This window comes from Candidatus Fukatsuia symbiotica, assembly GCF_003122425.1.
In the GTDB taxonomy this organism is placed as follows: domain Bacteria; phylum Pseudomonadota; class Gammaproteobacteria; order Enterobacterales; family Enterobacteriaceae; genus Fukatsuia; species Fukatsuia symbiotica.
In genome coordinates this window covers 1158404-1184208 of the sequence record NZ_CP021659.1, presented here as the reverse complement: position 1 = coordinate 1184208, position 25805 = coordinate 1158404, and the positions used below count along the sequence as shown (strand labels likewise).

At 43.8% G+C, this 25805-nt stretch carries 24 protein-coding genes and 5 pseudogenes; 6 read left to right on the top strand and 23 right to left on the bottom strand.

Annotation, left to right across the window (positions count from 1 at the left end):
- Positions 1–41 precede the first annotated feature (41 nt).
- From mreB to endA, 6 genes are all read right to left on the bottom strand, one after another.
- Positions 42–1085 (bottom strand): rod shape-determining protein MreB, encoded by a 1044-nt coding sequence (gene mreB, locus CCS41_RS05765; protein WP_072550995.1) that lies wholly within the window; start codon positions 1083–1085, stop codon positions 42–44.
- Between the two features lie 371 nt (positions 1086–1456).
- A complete protein-coding gene (locus CCS41_RS05760; RefSeq protein ID WP_072550994.1) occupies positions 1457–2050 on the bottom strand; it encodes a YhgN family NAAT transporter in 594 nt (197 codons plus the stop codon).
- Between the two features lie 38 nt (positions 2051–2088).
- Positions 2089–2511: a Holliday junction resolvase RuvX gene (ruvX, locus tag CCS41_RS05755; RefSeq protein ID WP_072550993.1), complete on the bottom strand. Its 423-nt coding sequence runs from the start codon at positions 2509–2511 to the stop codon at positions 2089–2091.
- A 5-nt stretch (positions 2512–2516) separates the two neighbouring features.
- Entirely contained in the window at positions 2517–3473 is a 957-nt protein-coding gene (gene gshB, locus CCS41_RS05750) for a glutathione synthase (protein WP_072550992.1), read from the bottom strand.
- On the bottom strand, positions 3470–4216 hold the full coding sequence (rsmE, locus tag CCS41_RS05745; protein WP_072551003.1) for a 16S rRNA (uracil(1498)-N(3))-methyltransferase: 747 nt from the start codon (positions 4214–4216) through the stop codon (positions 3470–3472). Before rsmE ends, gshB begins: the two co-directional genes overlap by 4 nt.
- A gap of 13 nt (positions 4217–4229) precedes the next feature.
- Entirely contained in the window at positions 4230–4928 is a 699-nt protein-coding gene (gene endA / locus CCS41_RS05740) for a deoxyribonuclease I (RefSeq protein WP_072550991.1), read from the bottom strand.
- Positions 4929–5221: 293 nt separating this feature from the next.
- Here endA and CCS41_RS05735 point away from each other — a divergent pair, with 293 nt between their 5' ends.
- Complete coding sequence (locus CCS41_RS05735; RefSeq protein WP_119797327.1) at positions 5222–6280, top strand: ISAs1 family transposase; 1059 nt, start codon at positions 5222–5224, stop codon at positions 6278–6280.
- Positions 6281–6447: 167 nt separating this feature from the next.
- Here the strand turns inward: CCS41_RS05735 and CCS41_RS05730 are convergent, their stop codons facing one another.
- Both CCS41_RS05730 and metK read right to left on the bottom strand, forming a co-directional pair.
- Positions 6448–7656 carry a hypothetical protein gene (locus CCS41_RS05730; RefSeq protein WP_072551095.1) on the bottom strand — a complete coding sequence of 403 codons (1209 nt, stop codon included), beginning with the start codon at positions 7654–7656 and terminating at the stop codon, positions 6448–6450.
- 244 nt (positions 7657–7900) lie between these two features.
- Positions 7901–9055, bottom strand: a complete 1155-nt coding sequence (metK, locus tag CCS41_RS05725; RefSeq protein WP_072551096.1) for a methionine adenosyltransferase — start codon at positions 9053–9055, stop codon at positions 7901–7903.
- A gap of 303 nt (positions 9056–9358) precedes the next feature.
- Here metK and hemF point away from each other — a divergent pair, with 303 nt between their 5' ends.
- Both hemF and acrD read left to right on the top strand, forming a co-directional pair.
- A complete protein-coding gene (hemF, locus tag CCS41_RS05720) occupies positions 9359–10273 on the top strand; it encodes an oxygen-dependent coproporphyrinogen oxidase (RefSeq protein ID WP_072551097.1) in 915 nt (304 codons plus the stop codon).
- A gap of 245 nt (positions 10274–10518) precedes the next feature.
- Positions 10519–13629, top strand: a complete 3111-nt coding sequence (gene acrD / locus CCS41_RS05715) for a multidrug efflux RND transporter permease AcrD (protein WP_072551098.1) — start codon at positions 10519–10521, stop codon at positions 13627–13629.
- A 238-nt stretch (positions 13630–13867) separates the two neighbouring features.
- Here the strand turns inward: acrD and CCS41_RS05710 are convergent.
- A pseudogene (locus CCS41_RS05710) lies at positions 13868–14279 on the bottom strand (transposase); the annotation flags it as partial.
- Positions 14280–14415: 136 nt separating this feature from the next.
- On the opposite strand from CCS41_RS05710, the pseudogene CCS41_RS16500 reads away from it, so the two are divergent.
- Positions 14416–14777 (top strand): annotated as a pseudogene (locus CCS41_RS16500) (IS982 family transposase); the annotation flags it as partial.
- A 26-nt stretch (positions 14778–14803) separates the two neighbouring features.
- Here the strand turns inward: CCS41_RS16500 and CCS41_RS05705 are convergent.
- Positions 14804–15817: pseudogene (locus CCS41_RS05705) on the bottom strand (IS630 family transposase).
- Between the two features lie 118 nt (positions 15818–15935).
- Here CCS41_RS05705 and tnpA point away from each other — a divergent pair.
- Positions 15936–16367 (top strand): IS200/IS605 family transposase, encoded by a 432-nt coding sequence (gene tnpA / locus CCS41_RS05700; RefSeq protein ID WP_119797021.1) that lies wholly within the window; start codon positions 15936–15938, stop codon positions 16365–16367.
- A 123-nt stretch (positions 16368–16490) separates the two neighbouring features.
- Here tnpA and CCS41_RS05695 read toward each other — a convergent pair.
- From CCS41_RS05695 to CCS41_RS05660, 8 genes and pseudogenes are all read right to left on the bottom strand, one after another.
- Positions 16491–16754, bottom strand: a pseudogene (locus CCS41_RS05695) (IS481 family transposase); the annotation flags it as partial.
- Between the two features lie 17 nt (positions 16755–16771).
- Positions 16772–17731 carry an IS110 family RNA-guided transposase gene (locus CCS41_RS05690; RefSeq protein ID WP_162859989.1) on the bottom strand — a complete coding sequence of 320 codons (960 nt, stop codon included), beginning with the start codon at positions 17729–17731 and terminating at the stop codon, positions 16772–16774.
- A gap of 223 nt (positions 17732–17954) precedes the next feature.
- A pseudogene (locus CCS41_RS05685) lies at positions 17955–18956 on the bottom strand (terminase); the annotation flags it as partial.
- Positions 18919–19479 carry a hypothetical protein gene (locus CCS41_RS05680; RefSeq protein WP_119797193.1) on the bottom strand — a complete coding sequence of 187 codons (561 nt, stop codon included), beginning with the start codon at positions 19477–19479 and terminating at the stop codon, positions 18919–18921. The pseudogene CCS41_RS05685 and the gene CCS41_RS05680, both read right to left, overlap by 38 nt.
- Positions 19480–19496: 17 nt before the next feature.
- A complete protein-coding gene (locus CCS41_RS05675; protein ID WP_162920494.1) occupies positions 19497–19739 on the bottom strand; it encodes a hypothetical protein in 243 nt (80 codons plus the stop codon).
- A 142-nt stretch (positions 19740–19881) separates the two neighbouring features.
- Positions 19882–20271 (bottom strand): lysis protein, encoded by a 390-nt coding sequence (locus tag CCS41_RS05670; protein WP_119797100.1) that lies wholly within the window; start codon positions 20269–20271, stop codon positions 19882–19884.
- A gap of 62 nt (positions 20272–20333) precedes the next feature.
- Positions 20334–20852: a lysozyme gene (locus CCS41_RS05665; protein ID WP_119797099.1), complete on the bottom strand. Its 519-nt coding sequence runs from the start codon at positions 20850–20852 to the stop codon at positions 20334–20336.
- Positions 20849–21052 carry a class II holin family protein gene (locus tag CCS41_RS05660; RefSeq protein WP_119797194.1) on the bottom strand — a complete coding sequence of 68 codons (204 nt, stop codon included), beginning with the start codon at positions 21050–21052 and terminating at the stop codon, positions 20849–20851. Before CCS41_RS05660 ends, CCS41_RS05665 begins: the two co-directional genes overlap by 4 nt.
- Positions 21053–21601: 549 nt before the next feature.
- Between CCS41_RS05660 and CCS41_RS05655 the strand changes: the two genes are divergently transcribed.
- A complete protein-coding gene (locus CCS41_RS05655) occupies positions 21602–22858 on the top strand; it encodes a hypothetical protein (protein WP_119797195.1) in 1257 nt (418 codons plus the stop codon).
- A gap of 306 nt (positions 22859–23164) precedes the next feature.
- Here the strand turns inward: CCS41_RS05655 and CCS41_RS05650 are convergent, their stop codons facing one another.
- From CCS41_RS05650 to CCS41_RS05630, 5 genes are all read right to left on the bottom strand, one after another.
- Positions 23165–23653: an antiterminator Q family protein gene (locus CCS41_RS05650; RefSeq protein WP_119797196.1), complete on the bottom strand. Its 489-nt coding sequence runs from the start codon at positions 23651–23653 to the stop codon at positions 23165–23167.
- Positions 23650–24012, bottom strand: a complete 363-nt coding sequence (locus CCS41_RS05645; protein WP_119797012.1) for a RusA family crossover junction endodeoxyribonuclease — start codon at positions 24010–24012, stop codon at positions 23650–23652. Before CCS41_RS05645 ends, CCS41_RS05650 begins: the two co-directional genes overlap by 4 nt.
- Positions 24013–24048: 36 nt before the next feature.
- A complete protein-coding gene (locus CCS41_RS05640) occupies positions 24049–24921 on the bottom strand; it encodes an ATP-binding protein (protein WP_119797197.1) in 873 nt (290 codons plus the stop codon).
- Between the two features lie 4 nt (positions 24922–24925).
- Positions 24926–25129: a hypothetical protein gene (locus tag CCS41_RS05635; RefSeq protein WP_119797326.1), complete on the bottom strand. Its 204-nt coding sequence runs from the start codon at positions 25127–25129 to the stop codon at positions 24926–24928.
- 233 nt (positions 25130–25362) lie between these two features.
- Positions 25363–25803 carry a helix-turn-helix domain-containing protein gene (locus CCS41_RS05630; RefSeq protein ID WP_119797325.1) on the bottom strand — a complete coding sequence of 147 codons (441 nt, stop codon included), beginning with the start codon at positions 25801–25803 and terminating at the stop codon, positions 25363–25365.
- Positions 25804–25805 lie beyond the last annotated feature (2 nt).

The window sequence follows — 25805 nt, the reverse complement described above, 5'->3', positions numbered from 1 at the left end:
GACTGACATTATTCTCTGTCAGCTATTTTCGCTGACATTCATTATTCTTCGCTAAATAAGTCACCACCATGCATATCTATCATTTCCAGCGCCCTACCACCGCCGCGAGCGACGCAAGTCAATGGATCTTCAGCAACCACGACGGGAATACCCGTTTCTTCCATCAATAAGCGATCCAGATTACGCAATAGCGCACCACCACCGGTCAGCACCATACCACGCTCAGAAATATCAGATGCCAATTCCGGCGGACATTGTTCCAGTGCAACCATCACCGCACTCACAATACCGGTCAGTGGTTCCTGCAAAGCCTCAAGAATTTCATTGGAATTCAAGGTAAAACCACGCGGCACACCCTCAGCGAGATTACGACCACGCACTTCAATTTCTAACACTTCTTCACCGGGATAAGATGAACCAATACCGTGCTTAATACGTTCGGCTGTCGCTTCGCCAATCAAGGAACCATAGTTGCGACGTACATAATTAATAATAGCTTCATCGAAACGATCACCACCAATACGCACTGAAGAAGAATAAACCACACCGTTGAGTGAAATAACGGCCACTTCGGTTGTACCACCACCAATATCCACCACCATCGAACCAGTGGCTTCAGAAACAGGCAGTCCGGCACCAATCGCGGCAGCCATGGGCTCTTCGATCAAAAATACTTCACGGGCACCGGCACCTTGTGCGGATTCCCGGATAGCACGACGTTCAACCTGAGTCGCACCCACAGGTACACACACTAGTACACGGGGACTTGGACGCATAAAACTATTGCTATGAACCTGCTTGATAAAGTGTTGCAACATTTTTTCAGTCACGAAGAAATCAGCAATCACTCCGTCTTTCATTGGACGAATCGCAGCAATGTTACCAGGGGTGCGCCCTAACATCTGTTTGGCGTCATGCCCCACGGCCGCTACGCTCTTAGGTGAACCGGCACGATCTTGGCGAATTGCAACTACGGAAGGTTCATTAAGTACAATACCTTGTCCTTTAACATAAATCAGGGTATTGGCGGTACCCAGGTCGATTGACAAGTCGTTAGAAAACATGCCACGAAATTTCTTAAACATAGTGAAAGGATAATCCTGCAAGCTGAGGGCGGAAAAATCCGCCTACTTTACCAATCACACGTAGCAGCGACAAGGCTCAAAAACATACTGCATTGGTGAGAAAAGTGGTTTAATTATATACATCCGCCATTGCTAAAAACGTATATAGATTGAAAATCCTATCTATTTTGCATGCAACCCGGCGTAGTACAGTACATTTGACATCCTCCCCCTAAAGGATGGAGTTTTACGGCACACTGGATATCCAACAATTAGTTTACCAGCGATAGGTCGGTCTTTGCTCGCTGCTGATAGAAACAGCTACAAAACATTCTACGTCAATTTTTGTGTTACGCTTAGGTTAAATATCAATCTCTGGCACAGGCTCTTGATTAAAATCTCAAATATTCCCTTGCCCCGTCCAAAAACATCTGTGTTGATAACATCACCAGGATCAACCCCATGAGACGCTCCAACGCGCTAACACCTCTTTTCCCCAATAAACGTAAAAACACATTAGACATAAGCAAAATGGCCACCGATAGCCCCCAGGCAATCATCAATGCCAACACCAGTTGTGTAATCTTATTTTTGTATTGATGAGACAACAATATCAAAGTTGCAAGGATAGACGGGCCAGCAACCAGCGGGATAGCTAATGGCACTAAAAAAGGTTCTTCTTGGGCAGGTAAACCCCGGACACTGTCTTCATGACTGGGAAAAATCATTTTAATGGCGATAAGAAATAAAATAATACCGCCGGAAATTGAAACCGTTTCAGTACGCAAATTAAGGAAAGTCAAAATTTTTTCGCCGACAAACAGAAATATCAGCATAACTATCAGTGCCATCAATAGCTCACGGATTAACACCACCCGCCGCCGCTGAGGCTCTAATTGTTTAAGCATTGACATGAAAATAGGCAAGTTTCCTAGCGGATCGATAATCAAAAATAGCAATACAGTTACCGCTATCATTTCTGTCATGTCGACCTCCTTAACCATAAAAATATCGGGGTTAGGCATTACGATGTTTGCTGCTCAAACCAACTTTCTAGAATACAAGCTGCCGAAGCAGCATCGATACGGTTTTTATCCAGTGCACGATAGCCCCTACTTTCGAACAAATAAGCTCGTGCCTCCACCGTACTCAGTCGTTCATCATGCAAAACAGCCTGCACACCAAAACGCCCATGTAGACGGTTAGCAAATTTACGTGCTCTGATGGTCAATGGTTGCTCTGTTCCGTCCATATTTAATGGTAATCCGACCACCACTAAATCTGGTTGCCATTCTTGTAACAATTTTTCAATCTGTTGCCAATCAGGAATGCCCTCTTGTGCCTTAAATGCAGTCAAACCTGTCGCTGTACCAATGATCTCCTGACCGATGGCGACACCAATACTTTTGGTACCAAAATCAAAAGCCATGATAGTACGATTAACCATTAATCCTATCCTGCTGGTTGCCTGCAATATACCTCGATAGCATCCATCAGCATACCCGTGATAGAGGTCGAAGACTCTGCTTCAATTTCTCTGATGCAAGTGGGGCTGGTGACGTTAATTTCAGTAAGACGGTCGCCGATAATATCCAAACCAACAAAAATTAGCCCTTTTTCTTTTAACAGCGGTGCGACAGTACGTGCAATTTCCCAATCACTGTCACTAAGAGAACGTACTTCACCACGACCGCCCGCCGCCAAATTACCGCGCGTTTCGCCCTGAGCGGGGATTCGTGCCAAACAATAGGGCACAGGTTCACCGTCAACGACCAGTACGCGCTTATCGCCCTCTTCGATTGCCGGCAGAAAGTTTTGTGCCATACAGAAACGGTGCCCCTGCCCCGTTAAGGTTTCAATAATCACTGATAAGTTAGGATCTTCAGGTTTTACGCGGAAAATCGAGGTTCCTCCCATACCCTCCAGTGGTTTCAGGATGATATCCCTGTATTTCTCATGAAATTCACGGATCCGTTTTGCACTCCTCGTCACCAAAGTATCCGGCGTTAAATCAGGAAACCACGCAGTGAATAGCTTTTCGTTACAATCACGCAGGCTCTGCGGTTTATTAACCACCAAAGTACCTTTCATTTCCGCTCGCTGTAAAATATAGGTGGCATAAATGAATTCAGTATCAAATGGTGGATCTTTACGCATCAGAATAACATTGAGATCATGCAGCGACTGATCCTGCTCATCCCCAAAGCTATACCATCCCTTATCGTCGTCTTTGACTGTGATTACGCGAGTGTGAGCATACCCCTCGCCGTTACGCAGATAGAGGTCATCGATTTCCATATAATACAACTGCCAGCCCCGCTTTTGGGCGGTAAGCAGCATCGCAAAGCTGCTATCTTTTTTTATATTGATCGATGAGATGGGATCCATCACGATACCAAGCTTGATCATTTTTTTTCCTTATAATCCAGATCACCAAAACGCAGCTGTAATGCAGTGATTGCAACAAGCGCCGTGGTTTCTGTACGCAAAACACGTGGCCCTAATAGGATATCAGTAAATCCATTGCTTGCAGTCATGGCAACTTCAGCAGTGGACAAACCACTTTCCGAACCAATCAACAGGCGAATATTATTTATTGATGGTGTTAAACTATTGATGCCTCGACCGGTGTGCGGATTCAGATTTAACTTAAGGCCATCACTTTGTTGTTGGCACCAATCGGAAAGTAGCATGGCAGCACGAATTTCGGGAATAGTATTACGACCACATTGCTCACAAGCAGCGATAGCGACATTTTGCCACTGCTGGTTTTTTTTCTCTAAGCGTTCTCCGTCGAGTTTGACACCACAACGTTGCGAAAATAACGGAGTAATTATATTGACACCTAATTCAACAGATTTTTGAATAGTGAATTCCATCTTTTCACCACGAGAGATAACCTGTCCCAGGTGCAATTTCAAAGGTGATTCACGATCCTCCACTTTGCCAGCGTCAAGCCGGACAGAGACATTTTTTTGATCCAGGTGAATGATGTTGGCAGTAAAAACCTGATTACTACCATCAAATAAATACAGAGCCTGCCCAACAGACATGCGTAACACACGGCTAACATGCCGGGCAGCGCTATCACTGAGCGACAACTCGCTGTAAGCGGACAACAGCACGGGATGATAAATACGAGGTATATGCATACATTTGCCCTGGTCAATACTGGCAAGCCCGCTGTACATAGGGATTGTGATTGCCTTGAACTTGAGCAATACGTGCTTCACGCTGACACTCCCATGAACTCACTGGATATTGTCGATCCCAAACTTCAAGCAGTTTACTCTGTTGGCTAGATAAGCGTAATTGATAACGGTCACTCATATAAAAATAAGTGCGGGCAATAGCACCACGAGCACGGACGGGGGGCTCAGCCTGTTTATTTTTGAAATCGACTTTCATCGCGCATTGACCATATTGATCTGCCTTACTATTCCATTGACTAAATTTAAAGTTACCACGATCTCCATTCACTTCGCCAATGGCAGGTTGTAAATTGTGTAAATCGTTTTCCATCTGACGATATACCGGATCATTAACACAGTTTTTGCGGCCGCCTTGCTGCCAACATTGACGTTGGTGACCAAACTGCCAGGCTGGTACCACATGTTCCCACTCGATACGCTCAGCACGCTGACTGGTCTTGCGTACCTGATAACCACAAGCGGCTAAATCAGGTATCCCTTTCTTCCCCTGCCAACGAATGGGACAGCCACAGTAAAAACTTCCTGATACATCCCGATGAATTTTAGCCGCTGCCATTTTAGCCTGCGAGAAATTATTTATACTTTGACTATAACTGATTGGAGAAAATAACGGGGAGAGTAGAATAAGAAAAAATAAAATTTTGCGTAGCATATCTCAAAATAGCTCAAACATGGAAAAACACGCAGATTATAGAAAGTTGTACAACAAGGCAAATTCAGTCGAACCTCTAACCCTATTCCCAACGGAGCAAAACAATAGATCCCTTGTGAAATCACAGCGAATAATGTGAAGTCAGCGCGGTAGCACGGTGTGCATAAGTACACCACATGACGCAAGATCCACATCACGCAGTAGGTTTCAAGTCAGGGCGGGATCCCACTTTAATGTGAACTAATAATAGGCAGTAAGCTCATAATATTATGTATCCTAAAGAATATGTAATCATGAGTATTTTAAAGCAATTAGCCCTGATCCCTGACCCGCGTAAAGATATTAATATCAAACATCACCTGCTCGATGTTATTTTCCTGTTTTTTGCCGCCGTGTTAAGTGGGGCCTCGGGATGGAAATCCATCCAGGATTTTGGCGAAGCTCAGCTCGATTGGCTAAAAAAATATGGCTCTTATCATGGTGGGAGCCCACGTCGTCATTGTATTGCTAAAATCATCAATGCATTAGATACAAATTTGCTGATTCAATCCTTGTTTTTATGGATTAACGAACGACGCCAACGAGCCGGTAAGACGTTGCTCGCCATCGACGGTAAAACCTTGCGGAGAACCTGGTCTGAAGAGATTTGCACTGCGCTGCATGTGGTGAGTGCCTATGATGTTGATGCTGGTATTACGCTTTATCAAAAAGCGGCGAACAATAAGGGAAAAGAAGGAGAATTAGCCCGTCAGAGCATTGACGCGTTAGCGCTGGATAATGCTATTGTGACGCTCGATTCATTGCATTGCCAAACCTCAACTTCATCACTTATCACGCAACGTAAAGGCAATTTTGTGGTGCAGCTTAAAGCGACTCAAAAGAAGCTGTTTGAACAGGTAAAACAGCAATTTGCTTTTGCCTATGATAGCGATAAATTGCACGAATATACGCAGACTAATCAGGGGCATGGCCGGATAGAAAAACGTACGGTTATGCAAATTAATGCGGAATTACCCAATGAATTAAAAGCGAAGTGGCCTACCATTCGTACTTTCATTGAGGTCGCTAGTGAACGAACAAAAAATAATGTCACCCACTGTCGGTCACGTTGGTATGTCAGCTCATTAACGCTGAATGCAGAACAAGCGGCACAGGCAATTCGGCTGCATTGGGGGATAGAAAATCAACTTCACTGGGTATTGGATGTGGTGTTTAGAGAAGATGAACTCTTGATAAAAGCTCCGGATGGAGCAGCCCATGTCGCTCTTTTCAATCGCGTCGTGTTGGGTGTGATTAAACAGCACAAAGGTAAACAAGATAGTATTGCCAGTAAACGTAGACGAGCCGCCTGATCAGCCGATTTTCGTAGTAAACTTATTTTTGGTTAAAAAATCAGCAAAGTGGAATCCCGCCCTGGGTTTCAAGTAGCCTTCGGCTTTCAAAAGAAGTCTAATTTGAAGATGGCATAATATCCATTAAGACAAGCAATGGCTTCATTACCTGATTTATTTTATATCTATTAGTCTTTAAGATTACGATTAACATTATCAATAATCATTTTGGCTTTATTTTTAAGCTCATCCAGTGACGGTAAGTTCAATCCGTGACTTTTTCTAGCTATATCATAAAAAGCATTACAAATAGCCATGTTTTCTTCGTAAGATCCCAGCAGTTGATTTTTTTTAAGTATTTTTAAAGTTTCATAAACTAATTTACTGACCAATCTTGTTGTCTTTTCTATACCTTCCGAAGCACCATTTGAATAGAGAAAGTTAATAAGCGAAGCTTCATAGAGAATAATTAATTTCTCTCCCTTATTTTTCTTAATTTGTTTCTTTGTGTAAGTAAACATATATTCTATTAAATAAGCTGTAATTGTCTTTTGGTCAAAATGATTTCTATAATAAGGCTCTATAATTCCCTTAGCAATAACATAATTAGCGTTACATTTTTTTACATTAAAAACAGATTCAGCAGTAGCAATAGCGATTGATCGTAATAACGCCTCTGCTGGAAGATTATACTTAGGAGCATGTTTTTTATAATAAAGAGAAAGAATATTATCGACTATTTTTTCTTTATTAGTCTCAATTTGATGATGAGTCTCCAAATTATCACTCAAAACCTGAAACAAGACTTCCCGCATTGCCATAATGCCCTTAGTACTGTTCCGTTCTGTAGACCTACTGCCCACCATACCTAGCATCTGTGAGATTTGACATAATAAATCGCCACATTTTTCGTTGTAGTGTTCGAGAGAAAATGTTTTTATTTGCAACCTAATATATTTCTTTTTAATATGAATTAAAGCCAATTCTGACATGAAACGAATTGCAAAAATACAGAGATAGTCCTTGCTAACATTCTTAAAACTCAGCGAAGATTTATGTATATCACACCAGGCTTTCTCACAAAATAATGAGCTGATCACGCTATTTTCTTGTGCTTTATTGAGATAAAACTCATAATATTTTTTATTAGCAAACATAACATCAATAATTAATTTTTTTATAGATTGAATACCAAGATTGTCTCTGGTACTTTCAATCAGCCTTCGGTCATGTGCATTAAACATAGAGAGGATATCGTCACACTCATGAGTAGATTTTTCATCCATGCTAGCTACTGCAACTAAAATCTGATTGAGTTCAGTATCAAATGTGTTGTTATAATAATTTTTGAAACGATTCGTTACCATATCAGAAACATTTGGGTCTATAAAATTCATTTTTATATTCTCCCTCTAAAAGTAAAGAGTATTTAATACTATTTTTGCTAGGAAATAAATATACTCAGTACCTTATATGATAACAATCGATCTTTTTCGATAACGAGAGATAGGAGTAACAGATACCAAACCCAGGTATCAATAGACTTCTTGCAAAACCATAATTCGTTATCAATCTGTATAAAAAAACCGCCCTTTAAAGGGCGGTATCATTAAAAAGCAATGATTTTTACGGCATTGATGCTTATTTCAACTTTGCAGCTTCCCGCAAACATTCCTTCTTATCGGTTTTTTCCCACGGAAAATCTTCACGACCAAAGTGACCATAGGCTGCCGTTTTACGGTAAATCGGTCTTAGCAGATCCAACATCTTGATTAGACCGTGTGGGCGTAGATCGAAAAACTCCCGCACTAACTCAACCAACTTCTCAGCACTAATTTTTCCAGTACCAAAGGTTTCTACCATGATGGAAATGGGTGCAGCCACGCCAATAGCATAAGAAAGCTGAATTTCACAGCGATCAGCCAAACCTGCAGCGACAATATTTTTTGCTACGTAACGAGCAGCATAGGCAGCAGAACGATCAACTTTCGATGGATCTTTACCTGAAAATGCACCACCACCGTGACGAGCCATACCACCATAAGTATCTACGATAATTTTACGGCCAGTCAAACCACAGTCACCCATAGGGCCACCAATCACAAAACGACCAGTAGGATTAATCCAATATTTAGTGTCTTTAGTAAGCCAGCCAGCAGGCAGAACCGGCCTAATGATTTCCTCCATCACGGCTTCTTGCAACTCTTTCAACTCGATATTTTCGTCATGCTGTGTTGACAACACTACTGTATCAATGCCGATAATTTTGCTGTCATCATATTTAAAAGTCACTTGACTTTTAGCATCAGGACGTAGCCACTCTAATGTACCCTCTTTACGTATTTTCGCCTGACGCTGTACCAAACGATGCGCATAGGTGATAGCCGCAGGCATCAGCTCAGTGGTTTCATTCGTCGCATAACCGAACATTAACCCCTGATCACCGGCACCTTGTTCCAGCGGATCAGTGCAATCAACGCCTTGGCTAATATCCGGTGACTGTTTACCAATGGCACTTAATACTGCGCAAGAATCAGCGTCAAACCCCATGTCAGAATGAGTATAGCCGATTTCACGTACAGTATTGCGGGTTATTGTTTCAATATCCACATACGCTTCGGTGGTAATTTCACCACCAACGATAACCATACCGGTTTTAACGTAGGTTTCACAAGCAACACGGGCTTGTACATCCTGTTCTAAAATTGCGTCGAGTACTGCATCGGAAATTTGGTCGGCTATTTTATCAGGATGCCCTTCTGAAACAGATTCTGAGGTGAAAAGGTGTTGTGCCATTTTTTTTACCTTGGAATAGAATTAAAAATTAATTCATATTATTAATTGTTATTTTTAATTTATTACTAAAATTTGTACTTTGTACTGACTAGGCTAAGAACTGACAGATATAGATGGATTTACATCTAGATGGCTATTATAAGTTGTTTTTTACCTCAGGGGTTACTTCTTTTTTTATCAAAATATTTCTAATCGCCTTAAAAAATATGTTTCAACATCTTAAAACATATACTGATACAACTAATGATGATGAATAGCGGTATACTCAGCAGTTGAAAACTTCTAACCCTCTGATCAGCATTTATGAACTCACCCTATATTGAAAAAATCAAAACCTTTCTGCTTTTTTTGCAGGATGACATCTGCGAAAAATTAGCTAGAACAGATGGTCAAGGTAAGTTTACAGAAAAAAAATGGGCGAGTGCTCCAGACAGCGGCGGACGTAGCCGAGTGATGACAGAAGGCGCGCTATTCGAACAAGCCGGTGTTAATTTCTCGCATGTCCATGGTGAAAAACTCCCGATTTCAGCGACAGCACATCGTTCCGAACTAGCGGGTCGCAGTTTTCAAGCTATCGGTCTTTCAGTCATTATTCATCCGCAAAGCCCTTATCTACCAACCAGCCACGCTAATGTACGTTTTTTTATTGCAGAAAAAGCCGACGAAGATCCCGTTTGGTGGTTTGGCGGAGGCTTCGATTTGACGCCCTATTATGGCTTTAAGGAAGACGCGGTGTCTTGGCATAAAACCGCAAAGGAACTCTGTGATAAGTTCGACAATGAAAAATATGGTCGATATAAAAAATGGTGTGACGACTATTTTTACATCAAACATCGCAACGAAGCGCGGGGTATTGGTGGATTGTTTTTTGACGATCTTAATACCCCAGATTTCAACAGCTGTTTTGATTTTATGCAAACTATAGGCAACGGATTTTTAGCCGCTTATTTGCCGATTGTTGAAAAGCGTAAAAATTTACCTTGGGGGGAAAGAGAACGTCAGTTTCAACTCTATCGCCGTGGTCGTTATGTAGAATTCAACCTCGTTTATGATCGCGGGACACTTTTTGGCCTGCAAACCGGAGGACGCACTGAATCCATTTTAATCTCGCTACCACCACTGGTTCGTTGGCAATATGATTATCAGCCTACTCCCAATAGCCCCGAAGCCAAACTGTATAGCGATTTTTTACCCGTGCGTAAATGGATTGATGAATAGAGGTCTTGCAAAACTGTAGTTCGTTATGCGAATTCAAGGCGCATGGCGCGCAGTAACTGCGCGGTACATACGAATATGAGGATTGCAAGCAACTAGGTAACGCAGAATTTGCAGCACGTAGTAGGCTTTGCAAGAAGTCTAATCATCTTCCATATTTAATCGCGTAAAATACCGAGGTAAGTTTTGCGAAAAATTTATCTGCATTAGCGGTGACGCCCGTGATATTTGAAAGAGGTTTATGCTAAATGGCCAATTTTTTTATCGACCGCCCTATTTTTGCCTGGGTACTCGCGATTATTTTGTGTCTTGCCGGCGTGTTATCCCTCTTTTCTCTACCTATTGAACAATACCCTAATTTAGCGCCACCAAAAGTGCGTATCAATGCCAGTTATCCTGGTGCTTCCGCAGAAACCCTGGAAAATACGGTTACCCAAGTCATTGAGCAAAGCATGACCGGCTTAGATAATCTGCTGTATATGTCTGCACAGAGTAGCAATACCGGCAAAGTCAGTGTCACTCTCACCTTTCAAGCCGGTTCCAATCCCAGTGAAGCCATGACACAAGTGCAAAATCAACTGCAATTTGCCATTAAAAGATTACCGCAGGATGTTCAACAACAAGGGATATCAGTATCAAAATCTGGCGATAATGCCTTGATGATGTTGGCTTTTGTGTCCACTGACGGCAGCATGAACAAGCAGGATATTGCCGATTACGTCGCCAGTAATCTGCAAGATCCTCTCAGTCGTATCCAAGGCGTCGGCAGCGTCGATGTCTACGGCTCTCAATATGCCATGCGTATCTGGTTAGATCCTGGAAAACTTAATAAGTATCACTTGACAGCTCAAGATATTGTTGCTGCCATTAAATCCCAAAACCGTCAGGTTGCCGTTGGACAGCTAGGAGGAACACCTGCCGTTGCTACGCAAGCACTGAACGCGGTGATCAACGCTCAGTCACAATTACAGACCCCTGAGCAATTTGACGCCATCACTTTACGTGTCAATCAGGATGGTTCAGTAGTCACCTTAGGCAATGTAGCCAAGGTTGAATTGGGAGCAGAAAAATACGATTATCTCAGCCGATTCAATGGTCAAACCGCGTCAGGTCTCGGCATCAAATTAGCCTCCGGTGCTAACCAACTACAAACTGATGCATTGGTGAAAAAACGCCTCGCCGAATTAGCGCCCTTCTTTCCCAGAGGATTGGAGGCAAAGATTGCCTATGAAACCAGCTCATTTGTGAAGGCTTCTATCCAGGATGTAATAGAAACACTACTGGAAGCGGTGTTACTGGTCTTTTTGGTGATGTATTTATTCTTACAAAATTTTCGCGCTACCCTTATCCCCACGATAGCAGTACCCATAGTGCTACTCGGCACTGTCGCCATCCTTTTTGCTTGCGGCTTTAGCATCAACACACTTACCCTATTTGCTATCGTACTGGCGATTGGATTACTGGTAGATGATGCTATTGTCGTCGTCGAAAATGTTGAACGAATAATGAGTGAAGAAGGACTCGGCCCACGTGAGGCAACACGTAAATCAATGGGACAAATACAGGGAGCATTAATCGGTATCGCTTTAGTCCTCTCCGCCGTATTTGTGCCAATGGCATTCTTTGGTGGCACTACTGGCGCCATCTATCGCCAATTTTCAATCACTATCGTCTCAGCAATGGGATTATCAGTATTGGTCGCACTCATCCTAACCCCAGCACTTTGTGCAACGCTACTAAAGCCCATTGCCAAGGGACAATATCATAAGAAAAATGGTTTTTTCGCCTGGTTTAACCACATGTTCGATCGCAACACTGGCTGCTATGAAACTGCGGTCAAACGGGTGCTACATCGCGGCGGATACTACATAATACTCTATTTATTACTCCTCACAGGTCTGATATTTCTGTTTTTTAAATTACCCAGTTCTTTTTTACCTCAGGAAGATCGTGGGGTATTTACGGCTCAAGTACAACTCCCGGTTGGTGCGACACAACAGCAAACACTCAAGATCGTTGAAAAAGTAGAACATTACTTCCTGAGTGAAGAACAGCATAACCTACTCTCGGTATTTTCAACCATAGGGGCAGGATCGGGCGGCAACGGACAAAACGTCGCTCGTTTGTTTATCCGTTTAAAAAACTGGCAACAACGCTCAGCCAGTCAGAACTCTTCTTTCGCCATCATTGAACGAGCTAACAAAGCCTTTAATAAAATAAGTAGTGCCAAGATTTCTGCCAGCAGCCCTGCAGCAATTTCCGGGCTGGGTAACTCGGCAGGTTTCGTTATGGAATTACAGGATCATGGCGGGTTGGGACACAATAAACTCACGGCAGCCCGTGACCAACTATTACAACTTGCCACCCAACAACCTCAACTCACCAAGGTACGACATAATGGACTCGATGACAGTCCACAGCTGCAAATTAATATTGATCAACATAAAGCACTAGCGTTGGGTGTGTCACTCGATGCTATTAATAACACACTAAAAACTGCTTGGGGCTCAACTTACGTCAATGATTTTATCGACAGGGGTCGAGTAAAAAAAGTGTATGTTCAATCAGAAGCCAAGGCACGTATGCTGCCAGAAGATATCTATAAATGGTATCTGCCGAATAAAAATGGCAGTATGGTGCCTTTTTCAGCTTTCAGCACCACTCATTGGGAATATGGTCCGCCACGGCTGGAGCGCTATAACGGTTACTCCTCATTGGAAATAACAGGCGAAGCTGCCTCAGGAGTAAGTAGCGGCAGCGCCATGAATATTATGGAAAAACTAGTCGATCAACTGCCTCATGGTTTTGGACTCGAGTGGACAGGCATGTCTTACCAGGAAAGACTATCAGGATCACAAGCTCCGGCACTGTATGTCGTTTCGCTCTTAGTCGTATTTTTATGCTTAGCCGCCCTATATGAAAGCTGGTCAATTCCCTTCTGTGTCATGCTAGTGGTTCCTCTAGGAGTGATAGGAGCTGTGAGCGCCACTTGGCTACGCGGCTTAGAAAATGATATTTATTTTCAGGTTGGTCTATTAACCATCACGGGTTTATCAGCAAAAAATGCCATATTAATCATCGAATTTGCTAATAATTTAAATAACAAAAACCAAGATTTATTAGCAGCGACATTGGAAGCTTGTCGTCAACGGCTACGACCCATTTTAATGACTTCCTTGGCATTTATTTTTGGTGTTCTACCTATGGCGATCAGCCAAGGGGCGGGTTCTGGCAGTCAGCACGCCGTTGGAACAGGTGTGACGGGAGGTATGATTTCAGCAACAATATTAGCTATTTTCTTCGTGCCACTGTTTTTTGTATTAATAAAGCGTCGTTTTCCAGGCAAAATCAAACTATAAAAACACAGACACTATGTAGATGCCGAACTTATACCACTACACCACAATGGAATTTGTAAGAAATCTATCTTAAAACCTATTCGAAATAGTTAGAGTAAAACTCAGTCAAGGAAACCAATGGCAAAAAAACGCAGTTTACACAAAGTAAATAAGAATTTTAAACACATTTCTGACGAAATATCAGCAAACGCAACGGGTTTAGAAGAAGGCGTTCAGAATTCTGTGTCAGGTTAAAAAATCACTGTAAGGTTATCATGCTATCAAGGCGTCCTTCAAAATAAAGGACTAACTGTGACAGCGTCAGATTCCAGCTCTGGATCGGCATAGTCCATTTTTCCTACGTATTCTGTAATCCAAGATAAAACAACTTTAGCAGGCTATTTTCATTGAGAAAAGCGCCCTTTGTTTTCGTCAGCTCTCTGAATTGACAGTGCACCGATGCTATGTCATTAGTCATGTAAATGATTTTACGTATGTCTGCCAGATAGCGAAAACAAGCTGACAGATTACCCCATTTTCTGCACCAGGACTGCAGGACAACAGGATATTAGCTACCCCCACATTGCACTTCCAGTACATCCAGTGCTGTTTGTTTCGGCTGCTTCTTTTGATACGGTGCGGTAAACCGGCTTTAAATCCGCCGTTGTAGCTCATTCCTAACTTGAGTTCGGGATAAGGAATTGACGTTTATTTTCTCTAACTTTTTGCTCAAGAAGAGGTAAGTGCCTCGTACTTCAAGATAATGATGTTTGCAGACATTATTCATCACGAAATAGCGAGACACTCATGAACGGTATTACCGAACTTTATTGCTTAATGGATGATTTTTGCAAAAAATTTGAGCCACTACTCAATGCAAAGCTCCTGATGGGTCCAAGCGGCGTATCCGTGCCAGTTCTCTTTCTTTGGCAGAGCTGATGACGCTAGTGGTATTGTTCCATCCAATTCGTTATCACCAGTTCAAATCATTCTATCTTCATCATGTGTGTCAGCATCTCAGGGCTGAGTTTCCAACCCTTCCCTTTTATTCTCGTTGTATTGAACTCCTTCCCCGCTGTGCAATGGCGCTTTATGCCTTCTTTGAAACAGTGAAGGGAGACTGTTCAGGGCTCTCTATTGTCGATTCCACGACGCTTGCCGTTTGCGATATACTCATTCAACTTGAAGGTCTGGATTAGATGGTTTGGAAATTATCGTTAATTCTGCCCCTGAGAAAGGGAGCAATTTTTGCCAATGTACTATCAAAAAATTCGGCTATAGCCCCACGAAACTCTTTGGCTGAAGAGAAAAATCGGTTGTTTCTGACACACTCGTTCATGACCTTCCATAATCGCTCGATGGGATTAAGATTAGGGCTATAAGGGGGTAAATAATGGAGTACGATAGCCTTCTCTAATGCGGCGTCTTTGACTCGCTGACGGCAATGATAGCCAGAATTATCTAAAATAATGTGTATCTTTTGTGCATCAGGATAAGCAGCTTTGAGCTGCTCAAAAAAAGCGACGGTGGTTTCTGAATTCACCTGCTCAGGACGGGCACTGACCACCTTCATGGTGCTCAATTCAATGGCTCCCATGACATTAACCCGTGTTTTTGCCCCTGTTTTGACCAGCGGCTTATCTTTGCCTTTCCTTATCCAACCGCAGACCACTTTGGTGGCCATCGTTGGAGGGGCTGAATCCATAAAAACAATCGGTTCATTCTTAAGAGCACTCTCTAGCAAAGTGAAATAAGACGCGATAAACGCTTCTTGCTGAGCAACATCCACTTTAACCAGCATCGCTTTGGGCTGCTTATAGCTAAAACAATGCGCTTTCAGCCATTTTGTCATGCCAGATACGGTGTAACAGACGCCAAATTGGGTTTCCACATAAGCACAGATATCGATGACACGGCTATAAGTCGTGCTTTCAATGTGTTTTTCAAGCAATAAAGATTCATGCACGCTCAACTTACTATACGAGCCGCCATTTTCAGGCTTTAATTTTTCGTCTGAAAGCCAATCTGTTACATGTTGCCTCACTGTTTCTTCATGAATACGTAATGCTTGGGCAAGCGCTTTGTTATTCTAGCCTTCATTTTTCAACAACACCGCTTTGATTCGATCTCGAACACGGCCATCGTGTTCGTAACGATGAAGCCGTTCCAAATCTTGTTTTTGAGAGGCTGTCAGTGAGTTTATTTTCATGACCTTATTTTTAATAAAATTAGGTAATCCCCCGGCTTTGCCGGGGGACTCCGTAAGGTTTGACCGTGTGGTGCGGTCACCCGAATCTTCTATCTCGACCAAGAGATAGGAAATTCAAATGAAAGATTACCAGAGTCTTAGCCATACGAAATGGGATTGTAAGTATCACATTGTTTTTATCCCGAAAGGCCGTAAAAAAACAATATTTGGTGAAATTAGAAAGCATCTCGGTGAGATGTTTCACGAGTTAGCAAGTCAGAAGGAATGCAAAATTATTGAAGGACATTTGATGATTGATCATATCCATATTTGCATAAGTATTCCGCCGAAATATTCAGTGTCATATGTAATGGGTTATCTAAAAGGAAAAAGTGCAATCTCAATCGTACGACGGTTTATGGGTAAAGTCCGGAATTATAGTGGTGAGAATTTTTGGGCTAGAGGTTACTTTGTATCTACAGTGGGTTTGAACGAAGAGCTGATACGAGCTTACATTCGATACCAAGAAAAACAAGACAATCATTATGAACAATTGAAGCTTAGGATGTAATGACCGCCTTCAGGCGGTTCAAGGTTTGTTGGCCTCTTCTAGGGGCTAATAATTAAAGCCCCCGGCTTTGCCGGGGATATTTACTCTAGTTGAGCAAATTTTCCAGTGGTTTTAATGGCGATGGGTATAGACCTTGGCAAAAGCGACTCTGGAATAGGTATCAACAAAGCTCTGCTGATACATTTTACCCACACCTTTAATGTGCCCCACGTAGTAAGTATCCTGAGAGCCGAGATAGCCCGGATGTTGCGTTTCAATTTGTCCATGAGCTTCTCGTTTATCCTGCACTTTTTCTAATGCTTGCAGTTGGGCTTCCGTCAGTAAGTACCCCTCCTGCGCTACTTTGGCTTCCAAGGCAGAAAGGCGTTTCTTGATATTTTCCAGGTCAGATACCGTCTTGCCCATCATGATGCAAGTGCTATTTTTGTATCGAATGGGATGCCTGATTTCAGCACACCATACGCCAGTTGGAGTAATTTGCGCATTGCTGCACAGACGCCCATTTTACCCCCTTTATGGCGTGATACGAGTCGTTGCCACTGTGCTTTCACTATCGGATTACAAGAAAGGGCAGCCAGAGCGGGCATATACAACGCTTTCCTGAGCTCGGTATGACCCCGTTTTGATAGGCGGCTCCGTCCTTTAAATAAACCTGATTCACAAAGTTTTGGGTTAAGCCCGGCATAGGCCACCACTGCCTTACTGTTAGTGAATTTTGACACATTACCCACATACGCCAGCAAACTGGCACTTAGTATTTCACCGATACCAGGAATACTCTCCAGCAACGCTTTATTTTTCTTTAAGTCAGGATCGTTATCGATATGGTTTTTTATTTTTTCTTTGGTGGCCTGGATTTGTTGTTTAAGTGCAGAAATGATTTCAAGCAGTGAGGATTGAACGACATCGTCAGCCACTGATTGCCGATTTTCTTGCATTTGCCTCATTTCCTCTAAACTCTTTAGATGGCGTACTAGCGCGGTTAATTGACGTTCGCTCAAGGGAGGAGGAGTCCAGAGGACAGGTGTATGCAGTGCGCAGTAGCGCACTATCATTTTTGCATCCCCCTGATCCGTCTTGTTCCGACTCAGTTCACTCTCACCAAAGGCATGAATACGTGATGGGTTTTCTAGGCTGACGTCAATGCCATTATCAACTAAGAACATAGCCAGTGGAACACTGTAACTCCCTGTGGCTTCGAGACAAATATGACAATCCCCGTAAGGGATAAGCCATTTCAGTAGTTGGCTAAATCCAGAGGGGGTATTCGGGAATGCTTTTGTTTTATACTTTTTTCTCTCTACCCACACTGCAACATCGAATTTTAATTTGGCAACATCAATACCCACTGAGGTCTTGTCCATGGCTGATTCTCCCATGAAAAACAGATAATTAAATGATCGCCCCGACCTTCCTTATAAATACGTGCTCTTAGCACAAGATACCGTTCGGTCTTACAGGCGACGATAAATATGTCACCGGGGTTTTATCTGACTGCACAAGCTTTAAGCCTAAGGGCGCAAACAAACTCTCCGGTGACATCCCAATGATCAGTTGGGGATCATCAACCTTTGAAAGTTAATAATCAAGATATAAGATAACCGTGGCATCGCCTACTCCTAAATCCCAAAAGGTGTGCACCGGCAGGTGCGGATTAGCCGGTAAGGTACCAATGCGCTGATTCTCATAGAGATAACGGAACTGATTGGCGTAATATGCGCCCTCAATCGATTGCTGAAAGGCCTCGCTCGGGATTGACGGATACTCGCGTTTCATGTCGTCACCCAGTGTGCTTTCTTTGGCGTAATACCAGGCTTTTTGTTCCGCCGTTAGCCTAATCGACTGTTTGGTTTGCAGCTCGCTAAAGTAGGCTTGCAAGCGCGGCGGCAACGGACTGCTCACTGGCAAGGCATACTGCGGATTGTTCCACCAGGAAAAGAAGAAGAACTTCCAATCCAATGGGCCTAAGGGTTTGTTGCTGAGTAAGGCTTTTTCCGCTGTTTGGCAATAATCGAAAAAATACCCCGCACGCCCTTCCGCTGTCGATTCAATGGTGACCACGCAGTCTGTGGCGACCGCTTCAAAGGCACCGGTGACGATTTCACGGGCTTTCTCAGGAAATTTGGCACACAGCTTGCCGAATTCGGAAATATGCAAATAGCGCAAGGTGCCACCGCGAAAGGAGGTGCTGATGTACAGTGAGCCGCCGTTGTGAAACACCAATTCGCCTGCGGAATCATTGCGGGCGGGATTAGCACGTTTAAGAAGGTCAGGCAAATGGTCGTAGGCGTATTTCACTTTCTCGCGGAACAGGCGTTTGGCATCGTTTAAGGTATGTGCAATCAAGGCACATTTGGCTGACTCAAAGAGTGCGGCATCCAGTTGGATAAGGCACACCTCGGTGGTAAAGCCCAGCTGGCGGGCTTTCAAAATCAGATTACGGGTATGCATGCCCGTGAAATAGGCACGCTGCTGCGCCGTCATCGTAAAACGGATTTTGCGACCGTGTTTATCGGTAATAAAATACAGGTGGTTAAGACGCCAAAAACGGTCAGCTAACTGTGCTTTCAGCGTCGCATTGAATGCCATGGGCGTTGCCTTCCGCAAGGTCTTTCATCCATTGTGCTAACTCTTTCTCTGCGCCGGGGGCCGTCTCGTTGTTCAGGCCATAGGCATCGCGCTCACCCTTAATCAGTTTCAGCTGAGCATCCACCCCGGCGCTGAGCGTTCTAGCGAGCGAGGCATGATTGTCTTCGGTGATAACGATGCTGCTGAGGAAGGCTTTCAGATGGTTGGCAATCTGCCGCCAACCGGCTAAGGCCACACGATGGGACAGGACGACAGATAAGGCTTCATCCGAAGCTTGTTCAATAATATCGTGGTCGGTGCGCACGGTATTTTTAGTAGAAAAAGTGCGCACAGCCGCACTGCGCACCACTTTATCTTTTGTGGCTGCTGCCACTTTCTCGGTCAGGTCTCTTTGCCACGCGTTTCTTACTGCAAACTTCCTGAGGGTCGATTCAGGTACCTGATAGCGTTTTGCTATCGCACGGACAGACAACGCACCCGCGCGGTAAGCCGATTCGATGGCCTCCCAGTCAGGTTTTGCCATGGTGAGCATTCCTTGGGTTAGGGGGATTTATCGAGATGGGTATAGGTCGCTACCGGCTGGCCTGCGGCATTAAGCACCGAGACCGTATCGGAGGGCGCAAGATGAATGGCATCACTGATACCCTCGGAAACGATATCAAGGCGCTGAGCATTGCGGTTCCAGCCCCAATGGGCGCTAGGATAGCCGACTTCGCCTTGACCGTTGCCGAAAGTCACTTTGATGGTGTACATAGGGTGCTCCTGTGTTGATGCGATCGACATGTCGTCGCGTTATGTCGATAAAAGTGAATTTCATGAACATGAAGAAATAGCTTGAATCATGGTTATTACGGGTGAATTTACCCTCGGCATTTGAAATGCGCATGGCGCTAACACCGTAACCCAACGTTATCTTTTCGATTATTTATTGAGCCAAACAAACCTGGGTAACGTACGCCTGCAAGCCTGCAATTTGCTGCGTGACTATTTCAATGCCTTTTCGGAGACGGAAATAATCGTTGACAACGGCGTCGTCAAGTCGGGCACCGGCAGCATCATCCAGGCGGGTGGCCGTGGGGGTGGCGGGCAATTTTTCAGAGCGGGCAGCGAGCTGCATCCGACGCTGGCCAGCAAGAACATCACGTTCAAGGGCCGCGAGCTGAGTTTTAGCATCGGTTAATTCCTGGGTGTGTTTGTTATCAAGCACGGCTATTTGTTGGTGTTGCTTTTGCGTTGTTTGGAGCATGATAAAGAGGTTATCGCGCTCATTCCTTATCATTTTGATGACGCTGTCTTTTTTTTTCTGATTCAGCATGGTAATAAACCGCCACCAGACTGACGAGCAGAATGAGACTCATCAGGATAAAAAATAAGCGATTAAACATCGAGTCCCCAACAGGTGAGTTCACTTTCTTGCGCGCGTCTCATCACTTGACCTGCACAGTTATTAGCTCGAATGCGGCAATTTTTACCGCCGTCAAATAGCCAGCGTTTAATTTCAGCACAGGCACCGTGGTAGTCACCGGCATTGAGTTTGCGATAAAAGGTAGAGGAAAGGCATTTGCCTGCACCGATGTTATACGGACAAAACGAGGCAATACCGGCTTTCTGGGCGTCGCTTAACGGCACCTGAACATGACGTTCTACCCAGGCAATCGCCTTATTCACCTCAAATTTGTTAACCTGCTCGCATTTCTCTGCACTGAGTTGCAGGCCTTGCATTACCGGCTTGTCATCAACTCGTGTCGCACCGCGGCAAATTGTCCACACATTCGCGCCATCTCGATAGGCCTTCAGCCGATTACCTTCTTTTTCATGCAGAAATTGTGCAAGAATGGCGGTCGCTGTCGTCCCTGCCAAAATCAGTCCCAGCATGGGTTTGCTTAACTTACTCATTGGCTTGTCCCGCTCTTGCGTCTGTCTTCTTTAATCTTGAAATACAGATTGGTCAAATAGGTCAGCACCGCCAGAGAGACGCCCGCGAGCACGCCAATGGCGTTCCATTGTTCCGGGCTGTAGCTGTTTAGCAAACCATTCAGGATGCTACCGGCGGAAGCCCCGTAGGCTGCGCCAGTGGTCAGTTTTTCCATGCTCATTCTCGTCTCTGAGTGGGGATACCGTTTCCCGCTAGGGGTCGGGGGGGTGTCATAGAAATAGCGTCACCTCCCTGTGAATAAAAGGGTTGAGCACTGATGGGTATTTTGGGTAGGCGCTAAAATGAAAAAGGCCACGTGATGCACAGCCTTAAATAAGCGTTTTTTGCAAGCATGTTACAAAAATATTCTGTATAACGTTTCTTTGTATTAATATGTAAAGATACGTAATTATTACATCTCCAAACGTAAATATGCTATTTGAAAGAAGAGTTTTATCAATTATGCTCGGTTGGATTGCTATTTTTAAATATCTTTAATTATCATCGAATAAATAAAGGCAATTAATTTTTTCATTTAACTACATAAAAATTTATCGTTCACGTTCATTAAATTACAATAGAGAAGAGTAAAATGCCAGGTAACGTATCACATTCATCCCAAACTAATCATATACAAAATTTCTCTTCTTCGTCGGAGAGGCAATCTGACAAACTGCCATTTTCACAAGAATTCCGGTCCGTAGATAATACACCACTCTCACCGGAATCCATGGCTACTTTCCATCGAGACCATCCAAGTGTTGTTAACGGTATTCGCCTTCCTATTAAAATGCAAATGATTGCATGCAACTTAATAAATATAATAAGAAAACTTAACGATAAAGCTTACTCCTCGGACCAAACAAATTATACCGTACAAAAGGAAATCAAATTAAAAGCATTAACGACAGAGGAGGTTATACAACTATTGGTAGTTGATAACTTCAAATCGGAATATTTTCTATCTTTAGGAGCCGAGACGCTAACCATAATTGTTAAAGAACTTTCTAGAAGGTCTGAAGAAATTTCATCAACCATTTTTACAAATAATAATAATGAGAATACTCAAATATATCCCTGTCTTCCTACAGATTATCAAACTAGTGCAACAGATGTACCTGCTTTTCATAAAGGTTTTGTAGGATCGAGTACGCACGGAGATTATCGTTATCATCCTTATAGTAGATCGCTACGTTTTGTGTCTCAAGTGGCAAATCCACACACACATGATCTACAAACCAGTTCCTTATATACGGTAGAGACAACTACCCCAAAGCAAAATGAATCCGGGAATATGGTTTCTAAAACTCTAGATGAACCTTTTAAAGGTTTATCAAAGGTCCAGGAATTGGAACAGTGTAAAAAAGATAGAATCAGTTCTATGGCATTAAAAATCTTGGATATAAAAAAACAATCTCTTTGTCAAGGAAATACTAAACAAGTACTCCCCAGGGAAGCAGTATTAACGGAGGATAATATAAACAATGTTATAAATAAATTACTAGCTAATAACCTAGATCCAAAAGAATTGTTGCCGTTGGGGTCTGATAAATTAAACACTATTTTTTTAGAACTTGCGAAAAGGGGTGGAAAGGAACCATCAGTCCTGTGTAAAGAATTTGAGAATTATTTAACGAGCCGCTCAAGTAGAGATGAATTAATAGCTGAATTGCCGAAAGGACAAGATGAAGAGCAGATACTATCTCAGAAAATTCCTAAGATGAATGAAAGTTTGAATGCGTACAGTCTAGAAGAGCAATTCAGTATTTTGAAAGACTGGTCTCAGGAAATTATTAAGTGTCAGGATGGACGTAATCTAGATATAATTACATCTCCAACCCTATTTAAGTTATTTTTTTGCAAATTAACAGAAAAAAACATTCCATCCTTTACCAAGATGGCATTCTATTTAGGTGTATCTAGAGAGAAAGAGAATTCTGCCGAAATATTATTCCACAGTTACAATAGTGGACAATTCTATATATAAATTAATCCTTTTGACTGGAATTAAGGCATTATAGAGTAAGTAGATAGTTACTCTTTCTCGAAATGTGGCCGTGATGTGAGAGTAAAAAACATTTTACACGTTCGTTTTTTCTGTTGATATCCGAGCTACCAATCTCGGTAGCCGATTTCACGGTTACGAGATCAATGTCGCTCCGAGTACTTATTATAATCAAAGGCGAAAACCCCGACAGAGAAGGTCAGGGTTTTACGGTTGTTCGTTATCAATACATAGACACGGCAGGGTACCCTGCAATCATTGCTCATTTGCTCTTTTCAGTCAATAGCATTACGCCACTTTTTTAATTTTACCGACACGTTTGCGACATTTAAATGCCTGTTCGAGGGAAGGATGGAGTAGATATAGACTTTCCTCTAGTATCTGGTCGACTTCTCTACGACAGGTAGCCAGTGAGGGGGTTTTAAAGCGGTTGCCTCCTCGTGTGCTGACATTACGAGGGATGGCGACTTTCTGACTATAAGCCGCTATCGAATAGCGGGAAAGGCGTTGTACGTAGTAACTGAGCAGGATGCCAAAAGCCTGGTTATCCACCGGTATCACCGTATCCACGACCCGAGAAATCAACAACCCGTCATCATCATTACACATTGGCCTGGTAGGACTTGCTTGCGGCTTTTTTGTCGCCATACAGTGGGCGATGAGGCTACTCTGTGGCTTCTCCAATCGACCGCTGTATACCCAGGCTCCCCAGCGTTCCAGCCAGCTGTTAACCCAGTGATACTGCTCATTATTGAGCCTAAGTTGTGTGACGTTCATGCTGCCTCCTGTTCCGTTATGATTATCTCCCTCCTGCCGCCTTGCACCTGTTCACCCCGAATGATGTGCAGGTCATCAATCACACTGTCATCGGCAATCATGCCCGCGTGTACCAAGGCATCCAACGGTGCCTTTAGCAGATTATCTAAATCGCGTTTCCTGCGGTCTGGGACATGAACTCGTACCTTGACACGAAGTTTGCTTTTTAGGCACAGGGTAAGCCCCTTACGTGCAATTAACGCAATAACCTCGGTACGGTACTGCCTGCCCTGTTTGCTGATGTAATGTCGGCCTCTGGCATGTCGCCAATAGGTATTCACTGTCGGCGGGTAAGGCAGCACTATTCGATATTCATTCATGTTTCATCTGTCTCTACTGGCGCCGGTTGATTTTTGTTACACGGCTCTGGCTCGATAACTCTCCCAGGTAAACGCCAAGGTACAACCGCCACCTTCGTTCATTCTGTCCAGTACTCGCTCACCGAGGTAAGTCGTTAAGTCTTCTTTCGGCAAATTGCTCAGCAGCAGCGTCGGTTTCATGTTTTCATAGCGGGTGTTGATGATTTCAAATAAAATCAGCTTTTCCGCCTCACTGCCAAACTGCACACCGATTTCATCGATAATCAACATGTCGACACCGGTGTAGTGCTTAATCACCTCGGATTCGGTTTGGGTGGCGTCTTTCGCCCAGGTGCTCTTGACCTCTCGAGTAATACGTAGCGCGGATGTCAGAACAACCGAGGCGTGGTGTGTCGTAATGATGTGTTTAGCAATCGCAACCGCCAGATGATTTTTTCCTGTCCCGGGTTTGCCGCACATCACCAACCCACCGCCTTGCGCTAAACGCTCATGCCATTTTTGTGCATAGGCCTGGCATACCTTCTGGCAACGCAAGGATTCAGCATTAATCGGCTGATAAGACTCAAAACTGGCAGTGGTAAAGCGCGCAGGGATACCCGTCTGGCTCAGCAAATTTTTAATCAATTGGGCCTGATTTCGCTGCTGGTCTGAGGCGATATTCTTTTTCAATACGGTGATTTTTTCGTGTAAACACGCCGGACAGTCCGTTTTCTGTTGCACGTTGGCAAAGCCCTGCAGGGTTCGACAGCGTTGTTCAAAAGCCCCGTGTTGTGGGCAGAGGACCTCTGCTACATCAACCCGAACCCCTGCTATTTCCTTCAGCGGGGCACGGGCACTTTTCAACCGGTCTTCAAGAAAAGTGAGGTCTTGCTGCTGACGCGAATTTTCTATTTTTTCAATGACATTCATCACATTACCCTTCCATCCACGCCGGAAATACCGTGGTGCCGTAGTCTTTTTTGGCGAAGCGGTCGCCAGAAACCCGTTTGAAGGTGGTGCCATCCACTGCCCGTTTGTTCTGGTAATTCAGTTTCTGACTGGCGGTGCAAAACCAGCTTTTAGGCGTGTCGTGACGAAACTCTAAATCCAATCGTGTCAGCTCGTAGACCAAGTCCAAATGCGGGAATAGCGTTTGCCAGCTGTCGAAATCTTGCGGGGTCAGGCGGATTATCTTCCCTTCGAAGGCGTAACGGCTCGCTAGGCTGGTCTGAGTGTCAACGTGAGGGGAATTACGCTGAGCAGGAAAACAGTCAGGGTGGGGGATGGGGTCTTCTCGCTTGGCAGGACACTCATCGACTTTGATTGCACAAATTTTGCTCGCAGTTGGGGTGTTAGGTTCTATGACAGGTTCTATGACTGGTTCAAAAGAATGACTGATTCTGGGTGTTCCTGATTCACCCCTTCCTGGTGTTCCAGATGCGCTACCCCGTGTGCCAGATACTCCACCCAGCGTTCTTGATTCACCAGGAGGTGAACCTGTATCCTCCCGGGTGACTTATTTTCACCCTTCACTTTTGGGGCATTGTTTAACGTCAAATGATAAACATTCGATTTATTCACGCCCTGCTCATTTTTACGATATTCAATCCACAGCAAGCCGTCTACTGCCAACTGGTGAAGATGTTTTTGTACCGAGCGATCTGTCATTTCACACTGATGAGCGATATAGGGCACTGACGGCCAGCATTCGCCTTGGTCGTTGGCATTATCAGCCAATTTGAGTAAAATCAGTTTTCTCAGCGGATTCCCCACTTTGATACTCATGGCGTGTGTCATTAATTTCATACTCATTG

Coding starts and splice junctions, on each gene's coding strand:
- mreB (WP_072550995.1), bottom strand. CDS start 1,085: ATGTTTAAGAAATTTCGTGGCATGTTTTCTAACGACTTGTCAATCGAC.
- CCS41_RS05760 (WP_072550994.1), bottom strand. CDS start 2,050: ATGACAGAAATGATAGCGGTAACTGTATTGCTATTTTTGATTATCGAT.
- ruvX (WP_072550993.1), bottom strand. CDS start 2,511: ATGGTTAATCGTACTATCATGGCTTTTGATTTTGGTACCAAAAGTATT.
- gshB (WP_072550992.1), bottom strand. CDS start 3,473: ATGATCAAGCTTGGTATCGTGATGGATCCCATCTCATCGATCAATATA.
- rsmE (WP_072551003.1), bottom strand. CDS start 4,216: ATGCATATACCTCGTATTTATCATCCCGTGCTGTTGTCCGCTTACAGC.
- endA (WP_072550991.1), bottom strand. CDS start 4,928: ATGCTACGCAAAATTTTATTTTTTCTTATTCTACTCTCCCCGTTATTT.
- CCS41_RS05735 (WP_119797327.1), top strand. CDS start 5,222: ATGAGTATTTTAAAGCAATTAGCCCTGATCCCTGACCCGCGTAAAGAT.
- CCS41_RS05730 (WP_072551095.1), bottom strand. CDS start 7,656: ATGAATTTTATAGACCCAAATGTTTCTGATATGGTAACGAATCGTTTC.
- metK (WP_072551096.1), bottom strand. CDS start 9,055: ATGGCACAACACCTTTTCACCTCAGAATCTGTTTCAGAAGGGCATCCT.
- hemF (WP_072551097.1), top strand. CDS start 9,359: ATGAACTCACCCTATATTGAAAAAATCAAAACCTTTCTGCTTTTTTTG.
- acrD (WP_072551098.1), top strand. CDS start 10,519: ATGGCCAATTTTTTTATCGACCGCCCTATTTTTGCCTGGGTACTCGCG.
- tnpA (WP_119797021.1), top strand. CDS start 15,936: ATGAAAGATTACCAGAGTCTTAGCCATACGAAATGGGATTGTAAGTAT.
- CCS41_RS05690 (WP_162859989.1), bottom strand. CDS start 17,731: ATGGACAAGACCTCAGTGGGTATTGATGTTGCCAAATTAAAATTCGAT.
- CCS41_RS05680 (WP_119797193.1), bottom strand. CDS start 19,479: ATGGCAAAACCTGACTGGGAGGCCATCGAATCGGCTTACCGCGCGGGT.
- CCS41_RS05675 (WP_162920494.1), bottom strand. CDS start 19,739: ATGTCGATCGCATCAACACAGGAGCACCCTATGTACACCATCAAAGTG.
- CCS41_RS05670 (WP_119797100.1), bottom strand. CDS start 20,271: ATGCTGAATCAGAAAAAAAAAGACAGCGTCATCAAAATGATAAGGAAT.
- CCS41_RS05665 (WP_119797099.1), bottom strand. CDS start 20,852: ATGAGTAAGTTAAGCAAACCCATGCTGGGACTGATTTTGGCAGGGACG.
- CCS41_RS05660 (WP_119797194.1), bottom strand. CDS start 21,052: ATGAGCATGGAAAAACTGACCACTGGCGCAGCCTACGGGGCTTCCGCC.
- CCS41_RS05655 (WP_119797195.1), top strand. CDS start 21,602: ATGGCTACTTTCCATCGAGACCATCCAAGTGTTGTTAACGGTATTCGC.
- CCS41_RS05650 (WP_119797196.1), bottom strand. CDS start 23,653: ATGAACGTCACACAACTTAGGCTCAATAATGAGCAGTATCACTGGGTT.
- CCS41_RS05645 (WP_119797012.1), bottom strand. CDS start 24,012: ATGAATGAATATCGAATAGTGCTGCCTTACCCGCCGACAGTGAATACC.
- CCS41_RS05640 (WP_119797197.1), bottom strand. CDS start 24,921: ATGAATGTCATTGAAAAAATAGAAAATTCGCGTCAGCAGCAAGACCTC.
- CCS41_RS05630 (WP_119797325.1), bottom strand. CDS start 25,803: ATGAGTATGAAATTAATGACACACGCCATGAGTATCAAAGTGGGGAAT.